This is a genomic window from Flavobacterium sp. SH_e (assembly GCF_025717045.1).
In the GTDB taxonomy this organism is placed as follows: Bacteria; Bacteroidota; Bacteroidia; order Flavobacteriales; family Flavobacteriaceae; genus Flavobacterium.
In genome coordinates, this window is the sequence record NZ_JAOVZN010000004.1 from 1 (window position 1) to 24077 (window position 24077).

At 35.2% G+C, this 24077-nt stretch carries 14 protein-coding genes; 6 read left to right on the plus strand and 8 right to left on the minus strand.

Features of this window, described 5'->3' with window-relative positions:
* Window positions 1–380 precede the first annotated feature (380 nt).
* Both OD917_RS07270 and OD917_RS07275 read right to left on the minus strand, forming a co-directional pair.
* Complete coding sequence (locus OD917_RS07270; protein ID WP_263522892.1) at window positions 381–1031, minus strand: porin family protein; 651 nt, start codon at window positions 1029–1031, stop codon at window positions 381–383.
* A gap of 509 nt (window positions 1032–1540) precedes the next feature.
* Window positions 1541–2593: a proline iminopeptidase-family hydrolase gene (locus OD917_RS07275; protein ID WP_263522893.1), complete on the minus strand. Its 1053-nt coding sequence runs from the start codon at window positions 2591–2593 to the stop codon at window positions 1541–1543.
* A gap of 565 nt (window positions 2594–3158) precedes the next feature.
* Here OD917_RS07275 and OD917_RS07280 point away from each other — a divergent pair.
* Together OD917_RS07280 and OD917_RS07285 are read left to right on the plus strand one after the other, a co-directional pair.
* On the plus strand, window positions 3159–3863 hold the full coding sequence (locus OD917_RS07280; RefSeq protein WP_263522894.1) for an SDR family oxidoreductase: 705 nt from the start codon (window positions 3159–3161) through the stop codon (window positions 3861–3863).
* A 309-nt stretch (window positions 3864–4172) separates the two neighbouring features.
* Complete coding sequence (locus tag OD917_RS07285; RefSeq protein ID WP_263522895.1) at window positions 4173–6185, plus strand: M13 family metallopeptidase; 2013 nt, start codon at window positions 4173–4175, stop codon at window positions 6183–6185.
* Between the two features lie 111 nt (window positions 6186–6296).
* Here the strand turns inward: OD917_RS07285 and OD917_RS07290 are convergent, their stop codons facing one another.
* The 3 genes from OD917_RS07290 to OD917_RS07300 form a co-directional block, all read right to left on the minus strand.
* Entirely contained in the window at window positions 6297–6761 is a 465-nt protein-coding gene (locus OD917_RS07290; RefSeq protein ID WP_263522896.1) for a hypothetical protein, read from the minus strand.
* Window positions 6762–6976: 215 nt separating this feature from the next.
* Window positions 6977–8137: a type IX secretion system outer membrane channel protein PorV gene (gene porV / locus OD917_RS07295; RefSeq protein WP_263522897.1), complete on the minus strand. Its 1161-nt coding sequence runs from the start codon at window positions 8135–8137 to the stop codon at window positions 6977–6979.
* A gap of 128 nt (window positions 8138–8265) precedes the next feature.
* Window positions 8266–16035, minus strand: coding sequence for a S8 family serine peptidase (locus OD917_RS07300; protein ID WP_263522898.1), 7770 nt, complete (start codon window positions 16033–16035; stop codon window positions 8266–8268).
* Between the two features lie 519 nt (window positions 16036–16554).
* Between OD917_RS07300 and OD917_RS07305 the strand changes: the two genes are divergently transcribed.
* Window positions 16555–18201, plus strand: coding sequence for a tetratricopeptide repeat protein (locus OD917_RS07305; protein WP_263522899.1), 1647 nt, complete (start codon window positions 16555–16557; stop codon window positions 18199–18201).
* Between the two features lie 64 nt (window positions 18202–18265).
* Here the strand turns inward: OD917_RS07305 and OD917_RS07310 are convergent, their stop codons facing one another.
* Entirely contained in the window at window positions 18266–18631 is a 366-nt protein-coding gene (locus OD917_RS07310) for a winged helix-turn-helix transcriptional regulator (protein WP_263522900.1), read from the minus strand.
* 95 nt (window positions 18632–18726) lie between these two features.
* Between OD917_RS07310 and OD917_RS07315 the strand changes: the two genes are divergently transcribed.
* From OD917_RS07315 to OD917_RS07325, 3 genes are all read left to right on the plus strand, one after another.
* On the plus strand, window positions 18727–19335 hold the full coding sequence (locus tag OD917_RS07315) for an NAD(P)H-dependent oxidoreductase (RefSeq protein WP_263522901.1): 609 nt from the start codon (window positions 18727–18729) through the stop codon (window positions 19333–19335).
* A 17-nt stretch (window positions 19336–19352) separates the two neighbouring features.
* Window positions 19353–19868: a hypothetical protein gene (locus tag OD917_RS07320; RefSeq protein ID WP_263522902.1), complete on the plus strand. Its 516-nt coding sequence runs from the start codon at window positions 19353–19355 to the stop codon at window positions 19866–19868.
* A gap of 216 nt (window positions 19869–20084) precedes the next feature.
* On the plus strand, window positions 20085–20360 hold the full coding sequence (locus OD917_RS07325; RefSeq protein ID WP_263522903.1) for a hypothetical protein: 276 nt from the start codon (window positions 20085–20087) through the stop codon (window positions 20358–20360).
* 143 nt (window positions 20361–20503) lie between these two features.
* Here the strand turns inward: OD917_RS07325 and OD917_RS07330 are convergent, their stop codons facing one another.
* Both OD917_RS07330 and OD917_RS07335 read right to left on the minus strand, forming a co-directional pair.
* On the minus strand, window positions 20504–22708 hold the full coding sequence (locus OD917_RS07330; RefSeq protein ID WP_263522904.1) for a TonB-dependent receptor: 2205 nt from the start codon (window positions 22706–22708) through the stop codon (window positions 20504–20506).
* Between the two features lie 27 nt (window positions 22709–22735).
* On the minus strand, window positions 22736–24022 hold the full coding sequence (locus OD917_RS07335) for a HupE/UreJ family protein (protein WP_263522905.1): 1287 nt from the start codon (window positions 24020–24022) through the stop codon (window positions 22736–22738).
* Window positions 24023–24077: the final 55 nt, after the last annotated feature.

Here is a 24077-nt window from a genome sequence, read left to right on the forward strand (position 1 = left end):
GTTTTGCGGGGTGCAAATGTAGCACCTTTATTTAGATTTCCAAGCACTCGACATGAGTTTTTTTCTAACTTTTTTCAAACTTTTTTTTTAACTCACTGATAACATAATATTTATGTTTTAAAATTTTTACATTGTAGTAAAGCTATTCTTGCTTTTAAGCATTAAAAGCAAGAAAGTACTTGTATAAAATCTCTTTTTATTGAATTCACGACTTGAAAACAGCTATTTTCTTTGTCATTACATAAGACAACTTTCCCTAAACTACTATAAAATCACTCTTAAATAGCTTGATTACGCTGTTCAAGTAAATACTTAACTTATATAAATAAAAAAGCCTGAGATATTCTCAAGCTATTTTAAACAATTTTAATGAAGTAATTTTATTTACTGAAATCGTAACTAAGTGAAGCACCTAGTCCAAATTGAAATGTCGATGCGTAATCAGTAACAGCTACTGGCCCCCAATAGTAATCCCAATAATAATCATATCCTACAGCCGCTGACATTGATTGCAGATAAGCATGGAGATTAATTGATAATGGTGAATTGGTTTTTACTTTGACACCTGCCTTAATTTCCCATGCAAAATAAGTTCCGCTGCCACTCTTTGGCGTCTCCAGAATTGCAACTCCTAAACCAGCACCCAGAAATGGAAGCGCTTTTTGAGAACTTGAGCCGAAATAATAAGTATAATCTGCCAATATATAATTAATTGCCCCTTTATCATCTCCAGCATTAACTTGTGTTCCAGCTGGAATAGTACCTTCCCCTAAAGGAATCTTTGTGTATAATGGCATTTTTGTATCAAGTCTGTTATATTTTAATTCTACAGAAGCGTTATCCATTATAAAATATTCCAAACCTATACCATATTCAAAACCATCTTCTACTCGTGCGTATGAAGAATCAAAATCTATCTTGTCAGAAAAGGTATAACCTCCGTACAAATTAAGCAAAAATGACTGCGCACTTTGTGCTGATAAAGTCATTGAAAAGAAAAAAACGATAACTAATAAATGATACTTTTTCATAATTTTTAATTTTGATTTATAATAAATGGTTTAATTTTTTTTTTAAACCTCTTAGCTAAATTGAAAAAATACTTTTATGCTTTTGTATAGGTGGCTTGGTTTGGTTAAGAGGCTCAAGCTTTATTTTTACTAATTAATTCACTTCTTTTTTCCGGCTTTGAATACTCAGAGCAGTAAAATATTTAGAACTTTTTTCATCGTGCATTAATGTATGAAATAATTAGCTGTTTCAAAATTATTATACAAAAAACGTTTTATCACAAAGAAATAGACTTTATCATGTTCCAAATTATAAAATGAAACCATTTTTTTCGAGCGTGTATTAATTTAATCATGAAAAGACAAAAAAATTCTCTTCTTTTATTTAATATAATTTAAGATCTAAAAACTTAAACAACTATTAATCAGAATTATTCTCTAAACCAGTAACCATGAAAAAGTCAGATTAATCTTTGTTTTTTTTTGCAAATGCTTAAGAAAAACCTTTTGGTTCTCAGACCTTCTTGTTTTTATTTTATGTTCTGATCTGCTGCATCGGTATCTTTCAAAAACTTTATAAGTCCGTTCATATAAATGTCCTGATCATCATACATACACATATGGCTTCCATTGGGACAGTACAGATAAGTACCGTTTTTAACCTGAGAGGCAATCCATTTCATATGCTCGGGATCCATAGTATCATATCGAGCTCCAATGGATAATGTAGGCACAACCAGTTTTGGAAGCTCCTTTTTTATATCCCATTTCTCGAGTTTTCCTGACAGTCCAAATTCACTAGGCCCTTGCATAGTTACGTAAAGCGACTGGTTTATTTTACTAAAGGATCTATTTACGGGCTCCGGCCACTTATTTGGATCTAAACGTAGTATATGTTTAGCGTAAAAGTTCGGCATTAATAGCTCCATATACTGTGGATTTTCAAAATCTTTATTCTTCTCTATCTCCCTGATCTTTGCCAAGACATCCGGATCCATCTGTTTTGCCAACACTTCATCTGCATACTTATCATAAGCAATGGCACTCATCATCATATTGGAAATAATAAGCCCCTTTAGATGATGCTGATACTTCAATGCATACTGAGAGGCTAAAATACCACCCCACGAGTGACCTAAGAGATAAAAATTGCTCTGATCTAGACCAAGGGCCTGTCGCACCTGCTCCACTTCTTCTACATAGCGATTAAGATCCCAAAACGCTGGATCATTGGGATTATCGGAATTACCAGTACCTAACTGGTCATAATAGATAAACTCGATCCCTTCTTGAGGCAGAAAACTCTCCATACACTCAAAATATTCATGGGTGGTTCCTGGTCCTCCATTTAAAAGTAGCAGCTTTATTCTCGGGTTATTTCCGATACGCTTGGTCCAGACTTTAAACTTTCCTTTCGGCGTGTTTATCTCTATAACTTTTATCCCTCCTGTTTTTATGCCTGGAGATGTGTCTTTTAAGTACGTACTGAGAGATGCGCTTTCCTTTTCCGTCTGCTTATTGTTGCACGATGTAGCACACAGCATGCCAAGTACCACAAGAAATGTCTTTTTATATGCATTCATGAGATTTTAATTTAAATTTACAGCTTTTAGTTTTCCAGCTCTAATATACTAAATTTCAGCTAAAAGGGTTCTTATACCTGATACATCAATATTGTCTATTTGAAAATCTTAGAGTGGTTTAGGTATATTAATTACCATAATTTTGATTTAAAAGATATCTTTTAAATTTCAGAAACTAAATATTAAATTAGCATCCTATCACACTCACTATTAGACGTTTGTGAATTTACCAGCAAACAGATAGACCAAACCGCAATTTTAATATTCTTTCTTTCCAAGTCCACTAACAGAAATACTTTTATATTGAGACTTGTTTCCAGCTTGAACAGGAATCAAAGCTATATTATGCAATTTTAATTAAATCACAAGCAATCAAATTCAAACACAAATATTCCCTCACTCCAGCCAACTGCCCTTCATACTCGTTATTAGCCAAAATAAAAAAGAGAGCCTGCAATACTAATAATTTATCGTATTTTTATAGACCGTCTCCTTTAAAACAAAGTTCAGACAAAACATTAAACGTAGAAATGAAAATAAAAAAACTTCAATTAATCTTATAAAAATGCAGAACATAGAAAACAAAGTAGCATACATAACTGGCGCATCTAAAGGCATCGGTTTGGGAATTGCAGAAGCTTTAGTGCGAAGCGGAGTAAAAGTGGCTATCTCAGGAAGAGACAGCAAGGCACTTGAAAAGGCTTATCAGGCATTAGGAAACCAGAATGTGATTGTAATAGAATCTGATGTCAGAAATTTCGATGACGAAGTAAAAGCCGTCCAGCAGATTGTGTCTGAGTTTGGAAAACTCGATATTGTCATTGCCAATGCTGGGGTGGGAAAATTTGGATCCATAGACGAAATCTCCCTAGAGGACTGGAACGCAATGATTGACACCAACCTAACTGGGGCTTTCCATACCCTGAAAGCGACCTGTGAACAGCTCAAAGCAAATAAAGGCTATTACATTTCAATCGCATCGCTGGCTGGAACCAATTTCTTTGCGAAAGGAGCTGCTTACAATGCATCAAAATTCGGCCTTGTGGGTTTTACGCAGGCTGCCATGCTGGATCTTCGTGATTATGACGTAAAATGCACCACTATTATGCCAGGCTCGGTTAGCACAAACTTTAACGGCAATACGCCGAGTGAAGATGATAAATGGAAAATACAGCCATCAGATATAGGCCAGATGGTGGTAGACCTCTTAAAAATGAATCCAAATGTACTGCCAAGCAAAATAGAAGTCCGTCCGACAAAAACTAAGTAATTAAAATTTTCTTTCTATTTACATCTCCATACATTAAAAGCGGCTCAAAAGGCTGCTTTTTTATTTACTCTCTATTGGGCACTATTAAGTATACAACTTTGAAGTAATACAGGAAGCATTCTTCACAGAAAAACAATAGGCTAACAATAATAACTGCTTATAATTATGGTTTTTACAAGTAATAATTCTCACAAAAACTTTAGAATTAAAAACGGAATTCCTATATTGTTCTGCTAAAAGATGCCTATGTCAGGCATATACTTGCTTTTAACCTTTTTTCAGTTCATTTTAATAGAAATCATCTAGATTATGAAAAAATCATTACTGTTCTTCGTTACATTAATAGCTTTTACAGCATGCTCAAAACATCAAGGAAAAAAAAGTACCGCTATTAGTGGAGTAGATTCTACATTGCGGCCAGGTAACGATTTTTTTAAATATGTAAATGGCAAATGGTACGATTCTGTATCAATACCTGCCTCTCAGGCTGGAGTGGGTGCCTACATGTTTATGAATTTCCCACAACGAATTCGATTGCAGGGAATATTGGATAGTATCTCCCAAAACAAGAATCCAGAAGGAAGTATAGCACAAAAGGTAGGCGATTTTTATGCGTCAGGTATGGATACTGTGACCATTGAGAAACGCGGTTATGCGCCTATCAAACCTTTACTTGCCAAAATTGAAGCAATTAAAGATCTACCGTCCTTAATGAATTTTGTAGCTAATGAAGAAAAAGCGGGCAATTCTTCTATTATAGCTTTTGGAGTATCATCTGATCAAAAAAACAGCAGCATGAATATTGCCGAAATCTATCAAACTGGAATTGGTTTGCCTGACAGGGATTATTATTTCAAATCCGATTCATCAACTGTTGCTATACAGAAATCATACAAAAAATATGTTGCTGCATTATTTCAACAAATAGGCAGCGATGCCAAAGAGGCTAAAAAGAATGCCGATTTGGTTTACGATATTGACAAACAAATTGCAGTTTCGCATAAAACAAAAGTTGAACTTCGAGATGTGCAGGCAAATTACAACAAAAAGGCTGTAAAAGATCTTGTAAAAAGACATCCCAACATAGACTGGACTTCTTTTTTAAATAATTTAGGTGCTAAAACAGATTCTATTAATGTTTGTCAGCCAGCTTATTATGATGCCCTTAATAAGCTTTTAAAAACCATTCCTATTAATAATTGGAAAATTTATTTGAAGGCAAATTCTATAGAAAGATATGCCGATGATTTGAGCAAACCTTTTGTAGATGCCTCATTTGAGTATACAAAAGTTCTTTCTGGTCAAGCTGTCCAAAAATCACGTGGCGAAAAAATGGCGAATATTATTGACAATTACTTAGGCGAAGCACTGGGTGAATTGTATGCAAAGAAATATTTCTCAGAAGATGCTAAAAAACGTATGTTGATTCTCGTAAATAATTTGCAAAAAGCGTATGCTAAAAGAATCGATAAATTGGAATGGATGAGTCCTATTACAAAACAAAAAGCAAAAGAAAAATTATTTGCTATTACTAAGAAAATAGGATATCCAGACAAATGGAGAGACTATAGCAACGTACACATCGCTAGGAATACCTATTTTGAGAATATAGTTTCGGCCTCTACAGCTGCATATCAATTTCAATTGGCAAAATTGGGGAAACCAGTCGATAAATCAGAATGGTTTACTACTGTTCCAACAGTTACAGCATACAATAATCCTACTGCAAATGAAATTGTTTTTCCGGCAGGTATTTTACAACCCCCATATTTTGATAATGATGCAGATGATGCGCTTAATTATGGAGGTATTGGAATGGTTATAGGTCACGAAATAACCCACACTTTTGATGATCAAGGTGCTCAATATGATAAGAATGGCAACCTGAAAAACTGGTGGACAAAAGAAGATTATGCACAGTTCAAATCAAAAATACAACAGGTTATCAATTTGTACAGCACTTATACTGTTTTAGGTGATCTACACATTAACGGCGCAATGACAGTTGGTGAAAACACCGCAGATATTGCTGGAATAGCAGTTGCTTATGATGCTTTTAAAATGACTCAACAAGGACAAGAAAACACAAAAATCGATGGCTTTACACCAGACCAGCGCTTCTTTATCTCTATAGCCAAAATATGGAGAGTAAAAATGAAAGACGAGTTCCTGCGTTTGTGGATTAACAATAATCCACATTCTCCTCCAAATTGGCGTGTTAACGGTCCTCTTATGAATACTACTCCTTTTTACGAAGCATTTGATGTAAAACAGGGAGATAAAATGTTTTTGCCAAAGAAAGATCGAATTACAATTTGGTAGTATCTCAGTGAAATAAGCGTTTTTCTTATGAACGCAAATCACTTTATCTAAAAACAAAAGCTTCAGATTTCTCTGAAGCTTTTTTGTTGTAGCGGGAAAAGGACTAATTTATTAATGTTTACCTTTTCCTTTTCCGCTATGGCCATTATCATGGTGTCCCTTTTCTTTTCCGGATTTATTGTTACCATTGCCAGGTTTCTGTCCTATTGTTTTCTGAGGTTTCCCTTTATAGCCTTTAGCGTATTTTACTTTATGATTTTTGAAATTATCATAAGGACGGTCGCCTCTGTAATCTGTCAGTACAACCTTGTATTCACTGTAAAGATCATAATTTCTGTAAGCCGATGGCAGAGATCTGGTTCTGATCCATCTTCCATTACTTAAATAAACATAATTAGATGTGCTGATATCATAATACGTTTCAAGATCAGGCAGATAATAATATCGAACGTCTGTATAGCCTACCGGTCCCCATGCAGGAGGATTTCCAATATTAACGTTTACCGATACCTGCGCGTTGGAATAATTAAAAGAAAGAAACAATACTCCAATAATAAAATATTTGATAGTTTTCATGATTACTTTTATTTATTATTATATCAATTTAAAAAGACAAGAAACGTGCCAAAAAAAATAACCTCTAAGAGACACAATAAGTTAATTCATTGTAAATCAAATAAAAAAACCTCTAAATTAAATTTTAGAGGTTTTTAAATATCATCTCAATAGATAAGAAATAATCGGATCTAGCTATTTAAAATGCAGATCAGAGAATCAGAAAAACATTTGTCTTAATTAGCAGGTTTTTCTTGTTCCTGCTCTTCAATCCCAGTCGCAGCATTATCACCAATATTAAAAGACAAAGAAAATCTTATCATATTATCTAATGGAGACTTCTGCTTTGCCGCAGAGCTTAAATAAGAGAAATCAAATTTAACTTTCTTGTATTTAAATCCAGCTCCTAGGGTTAAGTATTTGCGGTTTCCCTTTTCACCGCTTTCATGAAAATAACCTGTTCTTAGGGCAAATGACTTTTGATATAAATATTCCAATCCAAGAGCCCAAGTAACTTCTTTTAATTCTTCACTAAAACCTCCTGGCGCATCAGTAAAAGAACTGAAAGCTCCTTTAACAAATCCAGTTTCCTGATATTGTGCATTAGTTTGGTCATTTTGTGGTGATGGAACTAATAATTTATTAAGTTCCATCGAAGCTGCTAATGTGTTGTCCTGATCAAAAATAAAATCAAAACCACCGCCTACTTTTAAATTAGCTGGCAGAAAGCTTTCAGATCCTGAATCTCCATTATATTTTAATTTTGGACCAAGATTTGAAATATTAAATCCTCCTCGCCAGATACCATTAAAGTTTTTGAAAGCTGTTTCCGGCGTCTGAAAATATCCTGCAATATCTACTGCAAATGAACCCGACGCATGGCCACTTGAATTTCCTTGCTGAATTTCTAAATTAGAATGAATGTATCTTCCCGTAACAGACATGGCAAACTTTTCACTTAATTTTAATGAATAAGATCCATCAAATGCAAATTCATTTGGCTTTACAATTTGCCCTGAATCATCCTCATCTTGTTTGAATAAGGTTTCTCCGATTCCAAAATACCTCAAACTGAATGCAAAGGCACTTCTTTCATTAATCTTGTTAAAGAAATTTAAATTCAATAAACCCGTATCATTTGACAATGAAGACATATAAGGCGTGTAACTCAACCCTATTCCAAATTTATCTTCTGCAAAAGGATATTTCGCCGCATTCCACTGCTGTGAGTAGACATCTGCTGAAGTCGCAACTCCCATATCTCCCATTCCTGATGCTCTTGCATCTGCTGAAACTTGCAAAAAAGGAACTGCAGTAACAATTGCCCTATTTTGTTCTTGAGCGAGTAGATTTCCAACTCCAAAGAGTATTATAAATAATAGAAATATTTTTTTCATGTGTATCTGTTAATTGTTTTTGATTGAAATTCCAATGCGCTTCTGTGATGCAATATCTATTGTCAGACATCAGATTGAATTCTTATGCAACATTAAATTGCATCACCGCGCATTAATTATTTCATTATTTACTCTCCTGATCTTTTGATAAATTTGAAAACTGATGACGTTCCTTCTTTTCCGCTAACATGCAAAAAGTAAGCGCCTGTCGGCAATGTGCTCAAATCTAACTGGCTATATTGTTTCAACTGTACATCATCAATATTAAATCTGCGTACAATTGAACCATTAAGAGCTACAACCTCAACAGTAACATCTCCAGCCCAACGGCTTGTCCACTTGATATTAACAGTATTTACTACAGGGTTAGGAAATATGTTAAGCTCAGCAACTTCTGACTGGTTTACAATAACCGTCACATGCTGTTCTGTACTTGCTCCGTAAATATCTGTAGCTGTTAAAACTAAATCGGTTTGACCATTAGAAAGACTTTCAACTGTAAAACCAGTTGCTGATGTTGATACTGATGCAATCGCAGGATCTGCTATAGTTGCCTCATATGTCAATTCATCTCCGTCAGGATCAGTAAAATATTTATCAAAACTAAAGGCCTCTTGCACAGATAATTTATTGAAGATAATTGCTTCTCCGCCAAGCGCAACAGGAGCGCCATTATTTATTACTTTAACAAGTATGTGTATTTCTGTACTTAATCCAAAAGCATCTGTCGCTGTAAGGGTTACGATTGTTTCGCCTACAGTGTGCGTTTCAATTACAAATTGCCCCAATTCCTGACCAACTGTTACAGTTACAATTTTATCATTTACCGTCGTTGCTTTAAAAGTCATTTCATCGCCGTCTGGATCTGTAAAATAATCCTTGAATTCTTTCACATCGAAATAATCCAGTTTAGAATAAATTAATTCTTCTGACTTAGCAACTATCGGTGCACGATTGGTTTTCAAAACCTTAACTTCAAATACTGCTTCTGAAGATGCACCAAGCTCATCTGTTGCAGTGTAATTGATTGTATATGTTCCCGCAGTTTCATAACCCGGAGCAAGTTTTACTGAAAGTTCACCATTAGTCAGTTCAAATGTAGCCCATGACGGAGCATTAGAAGACTGAACTGTAATTTTATTCGCTTCTTGATCAGTCAGCCCGATTTTTACAATTGCTTCTGAAGCTTCATTAACAACGATAGTTTCTACTGGTAAATTCGAGAAAACTGGAGCTTCATTAATATGCAATTTAACAGGAACCTTTCCAACACTATTAACAGGATCGTTTGTTCTAATGTTTAAAACTGCATGCTGATCTCCACGAACTCCATTTGCAGCTATAAAGTCAAGCTGGACTTCTTTTTTCCCACTAGGAGTAATCGTTCCATCTGAAAGTCCATTTATAGAAACCCATGCATTAGAAGTATATTTTTCCTCACCTGCTCTTACCATCCATCCGTAACCTGGATATAAATCTGCTTCTTGTAAATCATACCATTTCTCGCCATCGCTTAATGTATATCTGCCAGGAGTATCTTCAATCCCGGAAATAGAACCTTGTACATACGGTAATTCATAAGGATATGTGATTACTACATAGAAATCTTCATTTGGATAAAGTCCTTTAGGCTCTTTTATAGGTAATGTTACCCAAGCCCCAGTTTTACCGCCTTCGTAAACATAATCAACAGAACCCTGATCGATTATTGTTGCATCTGCAACCGAAGAACCGCCTGCTCTTATCTCGTAAACAATCGTCCCTGATGGTTTATCCATACCAAACATAAAGGTTTGAAAATGTGATAGCGTAAAACCTTCTTTACCTGCATTAAATCTTGTTGCGGTTGTAAAAGGTTCGCCTCCATCATAACCAAATCGCGTATCTGCAGCTGTTTTGTCTTCATGAGCCAATACTCTGTTAAAAGTAGGTTCAGCATAAATACTCACGCCTCCTTTTGCCACTGGATTTGATTTTAATAATGAATCTGCTTTGGCTGTTTTTGTCTTTTTAGCCATCGATTCTGAACGTAAAGCAATACCTTCTGGAGCTTTTCTCAAATAATCAATGCTCAATTCGTATTTTAAATTTCCACCATTTTGACCATTCTCAAAAACAGCATATTGTGTATCGGTATCTGTTAAATAATTAACAACACTATTAACTTCAGTAGTTTTTACTGCTAAAGCTGGTGGCAGCACAACCTCAGCTTTAATTGGAATTAAGAATTTTGCTGCAGTAGCATTGCTTTCAATAACAACATGATCACTAATAGAACCTGCTGCTGTTGGAGTATAAGTAATTCTAAATTTAGAGTTTTCTCCTGGTAAAATTACTGGGTAATTGCCTGCTAAGTCATTAATATTTGTCCAACTCCAATAGCCTCCGCCAAACCAGCCTGTAAAAAAAGCATAAGTTTCAATGGCATATTGAGAAGAAACACTTTCTATCGAAATATTAGAGATTTGAAGTTTCTCTGCACCTGTATTTTGAACTAAAAATTCTCGTGAATAAATTGCATCTGGATTAACCATTATCTCGCCAAAATTTATTTCTTCTAAACTTGATGCAATAATTGGTGCTCCTGTAACGGTTAGATTAATTGGTTTTTCAAGCAATTCCTGATTCGGAACATTTGTACGCAATTTTAATTTTCCACTATATTCTCCTGCATAAATATTACTTGCATCAATATCTATTTGAGCACTTAAAGTCGTTCCTGCAGGAATTATATGTTTTTTTGCAGGGCTGATCAAAAATGCTAAACCTTTATTATGATTAACTTTTGCATGATTTGAAATGATAACAGAATCTGACTGATCAGCATTTTGAAGGCCTATAACCGACAAATTTGTTGTAAAATCTGCACTTCCGTTAACTTTATACTGAAACTTCATAGTACCATTTTTATAAATGATAACCTGAGCAGAAGTTGGATCTCCTAATCCGCCAAAGAAATTTACAACGTATTCCCACGAGATAATAACTTTATCATTATCTGCATAATAGAAAACTCCAACATCATCTTTTGGATAAGTCATCGTATCAAATGCACCAAATACCCAATAAGGAGCAATAATCGTTTTTAATTCATCTGTTGGCATATTTCCAACAAATGGTGCAGGCGCTTCTGGTTGGTCAAAAGTTAATAATCCAGATATGCCAATATGCATGTCTGTATAATCTTTACCATAATAATTAAAAGACCACGGCATGGTTACTTTCTTCCAATATCCGTCAACATTAGTTGGATCATCACCTACTGATAATTGAGTTCCTGTTTTACGAATATCAATCCATTGATAGTTTGTTCCGTCATTAGAAAGCTCATAACTATAAGTGAAATTTGGAATAGCCTCTGCCGCAGCTGTCGGTACAGACATTGTTAGCCAGTTTGTACCCGTAGCTACCACTTCAAGATCAGCTTTACCTGTGTTTTCAATAAGTAAAGGATATTTAGAGGTTTCTCCGTGCTGTAAAGTCTCTGTTATTAAGTCTAAATTCGTAACTTTTATTCCTGGAGGATCTAATACTTTTCCAGCAAGTGAAATCGTATAATTACCTCCTTTATTATCTGTAATATGCAATATATCTGCAAAATCACCTACAACGTCACTAGGTAAAATAACGTCGTAAACCTTAATAAGTCCCGGTGCTATTGTTGCAGTTGTTTCGCCTGTTACTTGAAATTTATTATTGTCTAAAGTAAAGCCTGTTAATGTTACTGGTGTAGTTCCCGTATTTTTAATACTGAATTTTTTGGTTGCAACAGCTCCCTGAAACACATTTCCAAAATCAATATTTGTTTCAGATATAGCAAGCTCTGCCTTACCTCCGCTTGTGATATTTATTTGTATTAAAGGATTAACCTGCGCATTTACTGGATCTGTAGAAACGATATTCAAATATCTGTTGATCATACCTTCATTCAAGGCTGCCGTTTCCATAACGATATCCATTTTTGCAGATTCACCTGGCAATAAAATTCCTCCAGCATTAGTTACAGAGGTAATCATATCTGGACCTGGATAATCAAAACCTAAAGCAAGTCCTGAATAAATATTTGTTATTTTACTATAATTATTGACTAAAATACCATCTGTCTGATCATAATCTTCTATAAGAACGTTTATATATCCAAGGGTTTCATTTTGATAATTAATATTGTCATAGTAAAAACGGATATTTCCATCGGCAAATAAAACCATCTGTGCACCGATCTTTCCTCCAAGTCCATCATCAAAATTAGAATATTGCACTATAACTCTATCTGCTTCCACTTTATAATGGACTGAACCTCCTTTGCTTAAATCAAAGTACGTTCCTAAAATCGAAATAAGACCTTTTGGAGAATAAGGTGCTCCATCTAAAACTGGATCATTAATAGGATTTATTTCATCATCAAAAGCTGTAAAACCTTTGTAGCTAATGTACAGGGTTTGCATTTTCTTAGCATAGTAAGGAAAATCAAATCCCATTTCAAGAGGATAATACCGGTTTGATTCTGCTTTAAAATAACTTGTAATATCAGTTCCCGTTGCTGAAATGTCATTGTATTCATAAGTTAACGGAGACGTCTCTGAAGCATAACTTGTACGGAATTTATACCCATATTTATGATATCCTCCTTCCCATGTATCACTAGTTCCTGACTGATCAAATTTTGGAACAAAATATTTTAATGCAGCTTTACCTTCATTTTTCACATTAACTGAAGCCGTCACTTGATCTCCTAACGCAACATTATCGATAAGTTGAGTCATTGGGTCAACCACTATTTTTGCAGGTTCAGAACTTACTCCGAATAAAATAATACGCAAAGTTTTAGAACTGCTAGAAGAGGTAAGCGTTAAAAATCCATTATCGTTTCCTGTAGCGCTTGGTGTATATTTTACTTTAAGTACCGCTTCAGTATCTGCGGCAAGCTGATTTGGATAACCGCCAACAAGTTCAAAATTTTGATTAGAGATATTTAGAGCAATATCATTAAAATTACCTAATCCTGTATTTTTTACTACGAATTCCAATTCTTTGGAAGTTCCCTGAAAAACACTTGAGAAATCGAGTTTTTCTGGCCCTTGTAAAACTGGCTGCTGACCTGATACATTTACGGTAACCGGAATTTTAAGCTCTCTTTGAACTGCATCATTAGACTTTAAAATTGCATTAGCATAATAAGTTCCATTTATCAGATTAGAAGCATCAGCAGAAAGGACTGTTTTTTCATTTGCTTTTCCGTTTACTTCACCACTAGAAGGATCTAAAGACAAATATTCTCCTAAATATTTATTTTGGCTGCTTATAATATTGAACCAAGCAAAATCATTGCTATCAAGAGCTGTGCTCAACGGCCCCCATGTTTGTCCAACATCAAAAGAAATAAAACAATTATCAGAACCTTCAGGCGTATTTTCATAACCAAGTCCTAAAGGGTAAAGATTTCCAGCTGGAATATGCAATACAACCCAAAAAGTTTCTCCCTGCTGAAAAAACAATTGTTCCTCTAAATTAATCGACACATAACCTTCAGACGCATCAAAAGGAGTATATTCTTGCGCGTATATTAAATTTTCTTTGTTTAATGACGTTCCTTTATAAACTTCAATTACAACAGGACCAAATTTAGGATCTACTTTTAGGTAGCTTGTAATTTGTGTTAAGTTAAAACCATCTGCTTCACTAACAATGTATTTTGAAGCAGCTGAGTTTGGAAGATTAGTATCTGTATCTCCAATAAGATTTGTAGGATAATCCGAATAACCTTTATCTACTTGCGTAAATCCAAACGGCTGGATTGCTGCTTTTTTTGATGTAGCTGCAATTTTAGATTTACTTCTACCCACTTTTCCTGCTGCTGCAACTTTTGTAGTTTTAGCAGAAGGATATCTGATATTTTTAGCAGAATAAGACAGAGCAGTTTCTTTATGACGGGCTAAAAATTCCCATCTCAATACTCCTTCACCGTTATTTAAGATTGTCATGTCATGAGATCCCTTAAAAGAAGTATCTGCATCTACATTTATCACAATGTCTTTACTATTATCGTCTACCGTAATTTCTGGACCTGCATTTGTCGTTCCCTGAACACTATTTGATAATTCAGACAGATTGTTCCATCTGTCTCCTGAAATTACCGTAAAGTAATAGGTTGTCAATCCTAAAAGCCCGTTAATCGAATGGGTTATCACTGTTCCAGGTTCAACCGTATTTTTGATAATATCGTACTTTGCCGAAGCCAGATTATTCTTTGTCAATGGTGAAGTACTATAATAAATTCTAAAATCTACCGGTTTTAAATCATCCGTATCTGCTGGAACTGTCCATGATAAATTGGCAAATTCCTGTGCTATTCCCGTCACTGCCAGATCTGAAATCGCATTTGGCGCAACACCAGCGTTATTTTGGATTGCTAAAAATGCATCTATATGACCTGAACCTAATTTCCCTTTATAATCAGGATTATGAGAATCGATGTCTACTACTCCCGTCAAAAGTTTAGTTCTCAAAACTTCTGGTGTTAACTGGCTTTTTCTGTTAGCCAAAGCAAGTGCGGCAATACCTGAAACGTGCGGACAAGCCATTGAAGTTCCCTGATAGAATCCGTATTGATTTTTAGGTAATGTGCTTAAAACCCCATTTTTTGCCCCAAGTTCAGTTTCTCCTCCTGGAGCTGCAACGTCTACCCAGGTTCCATAATTAGAATAACTAGCTTTTTGCCAATTTGGTCCAATTGAACTTACAGATAGCGTATTCTCATAATAACCAGGAAACCATTCTCCATCAGAATTACTGTTTCCTGCAGCAAAAATTACTATTCCACCTTTCATTGGACTATTTGGATAATCTCCTGCTTCGGCAATAAAATAATCTATAGCCTCTTTTATCGATTCGTCAAAATTTCCTGGTTCTGTATATCCCCAGCTATTTTGAGAAATTACCGCACCATTGTTTGCCGCATAAATATAACTTTCTTCAAAACTTCCGCCACCTAAAGTCTGAACAGACATAATTTTGGTACCGTCGTTATTGCCGCTTCCTCCAGCAACTCCACAAACACCAATTCCGTTGTTATTTACAGCAGATATTGTTCCCGCTACGTGCGTCCCGTGAGGCTGTCCTTCGATCGCTCCACTATTTTTGTCAAAATTCCAGCCATGAATGTCATCAACATAACCATTTCCGTCATCATCAACTCCAGCAACTCCGTTAAGTTCTGCTTTATTAGTCCAGATATTCGCCAGAAGATCCGGATGCTGAATATCTACTCCCTGATCGTGTATTGAAACTACAATTTCCGGATTCCCTTTTACAATATCCCAAGCCTTAAACAAATTAATATCTGAACCATCTGGATACCCAGTTTGTCCTGTATTGTTATAATGCCATTGTTCTGGCAATTTAGGATCGTTAAAATAAGAATCAGCTACCGAAGATTTTGCATTGCTAATTTCAACTGTTTTAAAATTGTAACTGGACAGCACTTTTTGTTTCTCTGTTTCTGCCGTTTCAATTTCAGCAATTCCCTTGTATTTTTGTACTGCATCTTTAGCGCTCTGGTTCGCGTCTATGTCTACAACATACCATAAATCAAGTTTATGCTTTTTCAATTTTGCTTCTAATCTCGGATTAGGATTTTCTGGAAAGAGCCTACGCATATTCCGGGCTCCAACCTTACTAGAAATCTGATCAAAAGCCTGAATTCCGGTGGTGAGTTTTTTTCCGGTGGTCAGATTCATTTTCTTTAAAGTCGGCGCCAACTGTCCTGAAAATTTAATTTTCACAGAACCTTGCTTGACACCTTCTTTAAAAGTCGCCTGTTGACCAAAGGAAAAAACTGACCAAAGCGAAAAAATAAAAAACCATAATAATCGATTTCCTTTTTTGTAATAATTTGTCATTAAAAATTGTTTTTTGGTTAGTTAATGATTTTGTGTAATTAATAAAGCAACCATTTGATTAAACACTAATCTTAGTATCGAAATAGTTTGCTGTTTTCATTACCCATTAAATGTTTCAGAGCAAGGATATGGAAAAATCAAATAGTGAGGATTCAAACTATAGTTACATCTTATATATAGCGAATAAACAGCCATTACATTTATATAACATAAAACAATAAAATATTGAAAAACAAATATTTACAAAGTAAAAATTATTTTAAAAAAGAGATTTTAGATGATTGAAAACAGCAACAAAACGCACAAAATTTCAGCATTATATTGCATTAAAAAAAAGGAGAAAGTTCGAAATGCAGACCATAATAAGCTTTGCAGACTTTACATTTCTATAAAACCTCAGCTATAGAAAACTTTGCATGCTCTACGATAAAAATCAATCTCTCTACTTTTTGAGCAAATCCCTTTTATATAACTAAATCTTCAAAAATTATTCATAGTTTAGCAAACAAATCATTTAAATTGAAACGTTTTAACATTTATGCCGTTTTTTTCATATTTGTCTGTGAAGCATTGTTTTCACAAAATATTGCCCATTTAAAAGTGCAATATGAAAAAAGCACTGATCCAGATACAAAAGTAAATCTCCTTGTTAAAATCGGGCAAAAATTAGAGAAACAAGACTTGAATTCAGCTCTGTTTTATTATAGAAAAGCACTTTCATTCGAAAAAAAAATCAGTGACACCATTTTAGCCAAAGTATATTCAAATGTCGGAGATGTAAATTTATTGAAAGGTAATATTGATGTCTGTCTGGAATATCAGTTAAAAGCACTGAAATTATATGAGCGTTATCCCCCTCAACAAAATATTATAGGTGTTTACAATAGTATAGCTCTCGTTTATTATTATCAGACTGATTTTGATAAAGCTCTTGAAAAATACAATCAGCTTAAAGCCTTGCTGAATAAAAATATTGTAAAAGATTCTAAAAAACTTCATTATATCAAAGGAAAACTACTCAATAATATTGGTATAATTTACGATAATAAACTTCAAGGAGATCTTGCACTAGAATATTATGTACAGGCTTCAACTCATAGTAAAATAGCTAAGGATAATGAAAATCTGTCTTCTGTATATTCAAATATGGGAATCATTTACCTCAAATCGAAACGTTACGATCTTGCTAAAGCCATTTTCATCGAAGCTCTTAATTTGCGAAAAAAAGAAAATAACATTTTCGGATTATCCAAATCAAATTACCACTTAGGAAGGCTTTATAAGGAAAAACAGGAATTCGATAAAGCGCAACAGCACTTGCTTGCCAGCCTAGAATATTCTAAGCAAATCAAATCTTCATCTTCCAGAGCGTCTGCTTTGGAAGAATTGAGTCTTGTAATGGCAGAAAAAGGAGATTATAAGAGTGCCTACCAATATCATGTTGCTTACAAAGCCCTAAATGATAGTCTTTATAATAAAGAAAATCAGCAAAAAATTACTCAGGCCGAAATGCAGTATAAATTTGATAAGGAAAAACAGGCAGCAAAAATAGCTCAAAACCACAGAGAGCTAGTTTACGCTATTATTGCGATTGTTCTGATTCTGTTAATTATTATCGTGGTTATAATGTACCGACTTCAGGAAACCAAAGCCAAAATCCAGCAATTGGCAAAAGAAAGCGCAGAATCGAGCAATAAACAGCTATCTTTAAGAGAAGATACCTTAAAAAGGGAATTGGAATTTAAAAATAAAGAGCTTACAACAAATATTATGTATCTCTTAAAAAAGAACGAATTTAATACTGAAATTTCAAACCGATTGATGGAGCTTAAAAAGCAGATGAAAAAAAACGATCAGGACGTTATTCAAAAAATAATTCTGGATATTAAAAATGCTCAGGATGATGATATTTGGAAAGAATTTGAAGTTAGATTCAGTCAGGTTTACAATGACTTTTACGAACGTTTAAACATTAAATATCCTGATTTGACACTGAATGAAAAGAGAATCTGTGCCTTTTTAAGATTAAACATGACGACTAAAGAAATCTGCGCATTGACACGTCAGTCTTATAATAGTCTTAATGTGGCAAGGGCGAGGTTAAGAAAAAAACTTAATATTCAAAATGAGGAAATCAATCTGGTGACTTTTTTAGAAAACATATAAGTGTATTACTTCAGCTCAGATAAATAAAAACCAGAGCAAATTTCTTTTACTCTGGTTTTTATTTTCAACTTGATATCTCTTCGATAATCATTCCCTTATCCTCTACTACCTGATTACCCCATTTATGTATAGCATCCAGAACAGGCAGAAATGTTTTTCCAAATTCAGTTAGGTTATAAAGCACTTTAATGGGTGGTTTTTCTCCATGGACTGTTCTGGAAACCAGACCGTCTTCTTCGAGCTGTTTAAGCTGTAGGCTCAATGTTCTCTCTGTCACAGCAGGAAGCTCCCTTCTAAGATCGCTATAGCGCTTTTCACCATCTTTTAAATGATAGAGGATCACCGTTTTCCACTTTCCTCCTACCAGATCCATCGTAAGACTAATGGAACAGGGATACATTTTTCCTTTGACTGAAACAAATTTTCCCATCTTCTCAAATTTTATTAGTCCTATCCATTTGGATAGTTATTGCAAAATTAATTAACTATAAATAATTTTGCAACTATAATTTTTATAGTTACTTAATGAAAAAAATATTTGTAATAAACGGAGGGAGAAAATTTGCACACTCGGGAGGTAAACTAAATAAAACAATAACAGAATGGGACAAAGAGTTCTTTACAGAAGAAAGGGGATTTGAACTCATTACCACAGATTTAAGTGAAACTTATCAAACTGATAAGGAGCTTGAAAAATTCATCTGGGCTGATGTTGTAATCTACCATTTTCCGATCTGGTGGATGTATATTCCTTTTCAACTAAAAGAATACCTAGACAAGGTTCTCACAGCTGGACACCGCAGAGGTATGTATTACAGCGATGGTCGTAAAGCAGATAATCCCGAACGCAATTACGGAACAGGTGGACTAATGCAGAAGACTTCGTATATGGTTACTACAACATGGAATGCTCCAAAGACGGCTTTCACACTTGCGGAAGAATTTTTTCAAGGCCGAAGTGTAGATGACGGAGTCCTTTTTCCCTTTCACCGCATGAATGCCTTCTGTGGCATGAATCAACTGGAAAGTCTTCATTTTCATGATGTCGAAAAAAATGGATCCCCTGAGCTGGTCGCCTCATTTAAAGACCAATATATAAATCATCTCCAGAAAGTTTTTGCATTTGATAATTAATTAAAATAAAACACAAAATGAAACAGAACGCAATAATATGGCCAGAGGAATATCTTCCTGGCACTACGGACAATTACTGTTCGAATGAAGTAATCGTAAAAGGATTGACTACTCTAGACATCTGGCCTTTATTAAATGATCCTTTTCAATGGCCTACTTATTATGCCAACTCATCAGATATTGAGTTTGAAAATAATGGGCAGACCGAATTCAGTGGCAATACCCGCTTTCGATTCAAAACATTTGGATTTCCAATTGAAGCAGAAATTACTGAACATGTTCCCCCTTCAGCCGGAGAACCAGCTCGTATAGCGTGGCACGGATGGGCAGAAGGAGATGCTGATACGAAATTGGATGTTATACATGCTTGGCTGATTGAAGATCTTTCTGGAGGCAGGGTGCGTATCCTGACACAGGAAAGCCAGATTGGAAAACCAGCCCTAGCGCTCGCGACACAAAAGCCCAATCCAATGATAAACGGACATCAGGACTGGCTTGATGGACTTGTCGCTGCTGCTAGAAGCAAACAATAACAGTATATAGCGATCTTTAAAATTTATAAAAAAATATTTATTGCGGTTAATGGACTTAAAGTTTAAAAAAAGACCAAAACCATAAAAAAAGAGTATAAAGAAATGAATATTTAAATCTTAAATCAAATCTAAACCAAGCAACGGAGAGAACTGTCTTGGCTGTCATAATGCAAACCAAAATGAAGATTTTTTCGTATATGAGGTTAAACGGCATTTATGAATACAACAGCCTCTCTTTTCGCAAAAATCCTAACAGCACTTTCTGACAGGGATAGTGGCTTGAATTTGGAACATCTTGCAGCACTTGTCACACCTCTACCAGACAGTGTGGCTGGCTTACACACCACCGAAAAAAATGGGCAGGCTGCATTGCTCGACGCTTTAATAGCCCTGAATGATGGCGGGTATATTGCCTTAAATCCGCTTACCGACCAGAGTCGCATAACTTTAAAGGGACTTGTTTGGATAGGCACAAAAGGCAACTTAAATTAACCATTCATCAAAAATTCAGCTGATAATGATTTTTTCGAACGCCTCAGAAGCAGAATAAAGAAAAACATCAATTCGAATCCAATTAGGATTGCAAAAAAAATAAAAGCCTGAGAAATTTAGATTCTTCAGGCTTTAAAAAATTATTACCAAGCATATTTCAAAATCAATCTTGCATTAAAAGGAGTTCCCGCCGTAAAATGGATTTCTTCAACAGGATCGGTTTCATTGGCCAATCTTGATTCGGTTAAAAACTGTGTTTCTTTCCATTTTGTATTAAAGATATTGTCGATGTTTACACCAATTGAAACTTTCCTAATCTGATAATTCACAGAAAAATCAGTTATGCAGTAACCTTTTGCTACAACTGAATTATCCTCGTTTGCTGGTCTGTCTCCTAAGAAACGAGTCCTTAAACTGCCTGAGAATCCTTTTAGATCTTTTACTGAAAGGCCACTCATCAAAGTATTCTTTGGAGCGAGAGGCAAATAGTCATTTCCTTTGGGCTCGTCTATCGCTCTTGCGTGGGTATAGGTATAATCTGTATTCCAAAACAGCCAGCTGGCCAATTGATATCTAATGCCAAAATCGAAGCCTTTTCTCTCTGTCTTCCCGCTTGGCTCTACTACAGCTTCATCTCCAACATACACAAATTCCTGCGCTAGATACAGATACCAGATCGCTGAATTGATAATCATTCTTGGAAATGGCTTCCAATTGATCCCTAAATCTGCCCCGTAGGTTTCTGGAAGGATCTTTTCTCCTTTCTGCGCCACCACCACACGTGTGTCGTTGCTGTGAAATCCTTTTCCTAACTTTAGAAAATACTGTAATTTGTCATCCTGAGTATACAAAAAATTCAGTTTTGGACTTACAATTGCTTTGGTTTGTGTCTGGTTAGAATAAGCTACAGCTAACTGATCTTCATAGCCAAATTTGAAATAATCTAAACGCAAGCCAGAATTTATCAACCATTTGCGTGATCTAAAATCAAGACTCGCGTAAGAAAAAAGATTTGTTTGATTTACATTTCCTAGACTCAGATATTCTAAAACCGTTTTTCTGTTTAAAGTATGCGAAAGTTCAACATCTTTATTATTGTCGTTTCTAAGTCCAGCTCCTAATTTAAAACGCCATTTTTCATTTATTTTCTGATCATATTCAGACTGAAAGCCTATAATGCTTCTATTTTCCTTTTGCTTGATTTGATCGCCGTTTAAAGGATCATTTAAGAAAAATGTGAAGTTGGAATACAATTCAAAATCATATCTGCTCAAATAGGCAGTACTTTTAATGTGTGTGTTTTCGTCAATTTTAGCTTCATATTGCAAATTGAAGTTGGTTCTATCAGTATTTCCGCCTTCATTGGAATCAATAGCTCCGTAATGCGAAATGGTTCCATCATTTACAGCACGGTCAGGAATCTGTCCGCTGGCATCCCATTGGCTTTTAAAATGCGAAACCGATACAGCCAGGCGGTCTCCGTTCTCCATTTTGGCACTATATTTTCCAAATAGATTAATTCGACTAAAGTTCTGGGGCGCATCAAAATAGCCATTGGTCATCATATAATCCCCCGCAAAATAAGCCGACTGGTTTTCTTTATTAAGCAGATTGAACATGGCAACGGTACGGAAAGTATCAAACTGTCCGCCTTCAAAAGAAATAGAACTGTCCTGCAGCGCATTTTTAGTATTAAAACTCACATATCCTGCCGTTGTAAAATCTCCTTTATCTGCAAAATACGCTCCCTTATCAAAGTCAATATTGTCAACCGTTTCTGGAATCACAAAGTGCAGATCTGAATAACCCTGCCCGTGTGCATGCGAAACCATGTTGACCGGCATTCCATCAACAGTGATATTGATATCGGTTCCGTGATCGCAGTCAAAACCTCTTAAAAAGATCTGTTCTGCCTTTCCCCCACCTGCATGCTGTCCAATGAAAAGCCCTGGAACCTTGCGCAATAGATCCTGAGAATTTGAAACGGGTTGAATCTCTAAATCAATTTTTGAAATAGTATTTAAATACTTCAGATTATTGCTAATTTTAACTTCTTCCAACAAAAATGCTTTTTCTATTAAAACAGCCGAAAATGAATCTAACTTCTCAGCTTTAATCTTTAAGGTTATAAAACCCTGTTTTGAAATCTCAAGACTGTCATTTAGGCTTGTATTTTCTAAAATAAATGTTCCTTTATTGTCCGAATGTGCGTGTGTCTTTGACATCAGATTTCGGATCAATGCATCATTGAGTGGCTTTCCTTTTTCATCGGCTATGTATCCTTTTAAAGATTGGGCATGAAGCGCGAAAGAAAATAGACAAAAAAAAAGGAAGAGAAATTGTTTCATAAAGTTTAAAAAGAATTATTGGCGCTGTTAAACCGGCTTTTTCAATAGAAGCTGTTTTTTAAAAATCAGCTGTGCAAAAGTCATAAAAATTAAAAGCAAAATCAAGAATTTTCCAAATTCGGGAAGTAAAAGCAATTTCTGGGTCACAAAATTTGGTGAACCTGTTACCCTTTCTATAATCCAGAAAACAGAGGCAATGAAAGCTGCAAAAGCGCTAACATTTTTGAGATAACGATAGTTTTTATCCCTGCTTAAAATAAGCAACCAAGGCATAATGAGGAGCACTACAAAAAGCTGCATGATTTCTATGCCAAGATTAAATCCGAGCAAGCTTATTGCCATTCTTGATGGTGAGAGATGAAGGCCCGTTAGAGTTTCAGCAAATGCCAGCCCATGTATTAAGCCAAAACCTAAAGCAATGTAGATTTCTTTATCAGGAAATAATGGCCATATAGCATGAACTGCCGTTATAGCAACCGATACGGCAATTAAAATTTCGATAAGCTGTGGCTGAATGTCAAGCCAGCCAGCCGTTCCTGCAATTAGCGTCAATGAATGACCAATGGTAAAACCGGTTATTATTTTAAAAATTTTAAGCGTGCTTTCTTTTGCTCCTGCAACTCCACTCCATTTTTTTGATTTTACAAGTAAAGCAGAGGGAAGCAACAGAACCAATAAAAATAATAGATGGTCAACTCCTTCTCTGATATGTTCTATCCCCAAAAGAGCCATGCTTTTAAATCCTTTCCAATGACTAGCTTGCGAAAGATTTATTTTTAGAGGAAAGACCTTATTCTTTTCTGTATTCATGCTTATTACAGCGATTTGCTGCGAATCATTATCTACCCTTCCGCCCAGCCAATCCTGGCGGATAGTAATCAGTGCCTGATGATTGATAACCTGATGGACAATAGCATCATAGAAAAGTGTAAATGCTCTACCTGATTGGTTCGCTGGCATTCTGCAGACTAAGGAAACTTCAAGCTGATTAAATGGCCCTGTATAAGACTGCCTTGATCTGCCAATTTTCATACTGCGAATATCCAATCTCCATTTTTTTCCATTTTGCCCCAGAATATGAAAATGACTTTTGATATAATTGGCCAATTCAGTATGATAAGCTTTGATAGATGACTCTGGATCTGAATTTAGGCTTTTTCCAAATGCTAGTTCCAGCTCGCTCAGCGGAAGGCTCAATTCTACATTAGCTGCTTTTTCTTTAATATCAAAAATCAGCAATGAATTCGGAACTGGATGCGAAAAAATGACTAGAGGCAGAACCAGCATTAAACAAAACAATAGATATTTTTTCATGATATAAAACAGGATAAAATAAAACGTCTCGGACTTTTAAGAACAGTTTTTTGCA